Origin of the sequence: Sphingomonas mucosissima, from assembly GCF_002197665.1 — a bacterium.
In the GTDB taxonomy this organism is placed as follows: domain Bacteria; phylum Pseudomonadota; class Alphaproteobacteria; order Sphingomonadales; family Sphingomonadaceae; genus Sphingomonas; species Sphingomonas mucosissima.
Window position 1 is genome coordinate 1 of the sequence record NZ_NBBJ01000014.1, and the last position, 1,935, is coordinate 1,935.

Annotated in this window: 3 protein-coding genes; all 3 read right to left on the reverse strand. The window is 62.5% G+C overall.

The window, feature by feature from the left end; translation table 11 throughout:
• Positions 1–1,006 (reverse strand): hypothetical protein (locus SPMU_RS16560; RefSeq protein ID WP_140418514.1); only part of this gene is annotated, 1,006 nt, incomplete at its 3' end.
• On the reverse strand, positions 1,006–1,659 hold the full coding sequence (locus SPMU_RS16565) for a DUF5681 domain-containing protein (protein ID WP_140418515.1): 654 nt from the start codon (positions 1,657–1,659) through the stop codon (positions 1,006–1,008). The genes SPMU_RS16560 and SPMU_RS16565, both read right to left, overlap by 1 nt.
• The coding region (locus SPMU_RS16570; protein WP_140418516.1) for a DNA methyltransferase at positions 1,640–1,935 on the reverse strand (296 nt) is incomplete at its 5' end. The genes SPMU_RS16570 and SPMU_RS16565, both read right to left, overlap by 20 nt.

The window sequence follows — 1,935 nt, forward strand, 5'->3', positions numbered from 1 at the left end:
GATAGCCCCAGGTCGTGCAGACCGAATAATCGGCACCAGGCTCGTCGCTGAGCCCGGTATCCCAGCTCTGCACGATGCGGTAGAAGTCCTCGCGTTCGAACTCTTCATCGTAGTTCTCGAACCATTCGAGCCGGATGAGATTTCCTTCAGGCGCTACTGGGTTCTGCTGGAACTGGGCCGAAAATACCTGGGCGCCCATGCTGCGCCGGTCGGCTTCGAGCTTTTCGCGCGTGACGCCAGGGCGGTCGAGCAGGTCACCGACCTTGCGCTGGTGGCGGCGCTTGGGTCCCAGCGGAATCACCTCGTCGCGCTCGGCAATGGCCGGTAAGCAAAGATGGCGATAGCCGCTCTCGAGCAGCATCGCCGGCAGGTCATATTCGTGCAGCCGCTGCGAGATCGAGATAATGGCACCGCCGCCAGGGCTGTTGAGGCGGGTTGCGAGCGTGCCGGCGAACCAAGCCCGTGCTTCCTCGAGCTTGGCTTCGCTGCGCGCGTCATCGGCCTTGAGGCAATCGTCGACGATGATGACGTCGGCACCGTGGCCGGTCACCGAGCCGCCGACCGAAACTGCCTTGCGCCCACCGCCGCACGTCGTGACAGTCTCGAGCATGCGGTTGCCATCGTCGGCGATCTGCGTTCCTGGGAACATGGCGCGATACCAGGCGGACTGCATGATCGCGCGCGACTGTGTCGCATGAAGGCGTGCGAGATCCTGACTGTAGGTCGCCACCATGATGCGGCGCGTGGGATCACGCCCAAGAAGAAACGCCGGCAGGGCCACCAACGCGGCTACCGACTTCAGATGGCGCGGCGGTACGGTGATGACGAGCCGGGCGCCATCTTCGGCACTTGCTTCGACCAGCGCATGGCAGATCGCTTCAAGATACCAGGCAAGCTCCAACGGCTGCGCGCCGGCATGCAGCTCCTTGAAGACGCGCATCAGGAAGAGCGAGAAGTTTTGGCGCATCATGGCAGTAAGGGCTGCCTGGGCGGGAAGAGCGCTCATCACTCGTCATCCTCTTCACGCGCCGTGCGCCGATACGCTGCGAGAATGGCCTTGTCGTGCGCATCCATATCAGCGGTCGATGCACTTTCTACCGGCGCTGCCACCGCGATGGGCTCGTCAGGCACACATTGCGCGTACAGCTTGAGCGACTTGTCGATCGCGCGCATGTCACCCGAGAAGCTCTTCTCCACTGTCTTGTGGACGATGGCTTCCATCTTGGACATGCGCTCCGAACCGCTCGCGCCTCGCACGGTGACCTTCTTCGTGTAGATGTTGCGCACGATGGTGTTCAGGCCCTTGGCGCCTTTGGGGCGCCCCTTTCTGTTGCCGGACTGGCCTTTCTTGAACTGCGAGTGCTTGGGCGGCTTCTTGTAGCCCACTTCATACTCACCCTTGCCGGGCTCAACGGGCGTAACAGCGATGGCGTTGGACGAGCTCTCGACGCTCTGCAACACGGCAGGGACAGGCCGACGAATGCGTGCTCGAGGCTGTATCTCGGGACGGGAGATGGGAACGGATGAAGGCGACGCGCTGGTGTGCGGGCGGCTCGTGGGAACGATCGGCATGAGGTGAATTCCATTGAGTGGATGCAACATCGCCCACCCATGATGAGCGAAAATAATGAAATCGAACTTACTGCGCGCCGCGGTCATTTCGGCATGCAGCCACCTCCGCGAACGTCTCGCCACTGGCCTCGAGAACAGCCTTGCGGCCGGTCATCTTTTCCCAGCGCCGGATCGCGACATCGATGTAGCGTGGCTCGATCTCGACGGCGTAGCCGACGCGCCTGGTGCGCTCGCAAGCGAGAATGGTGCTGCCGGATCCTGAGAAAGCGTCGAGCACGATCTCGCCCTGACGCGTGACGTCGCGAATGGCTTCGGCGAGAAGCTGAGTTGGCTTGACGGTGGGATGGTCGGCAAGGTCGCTGT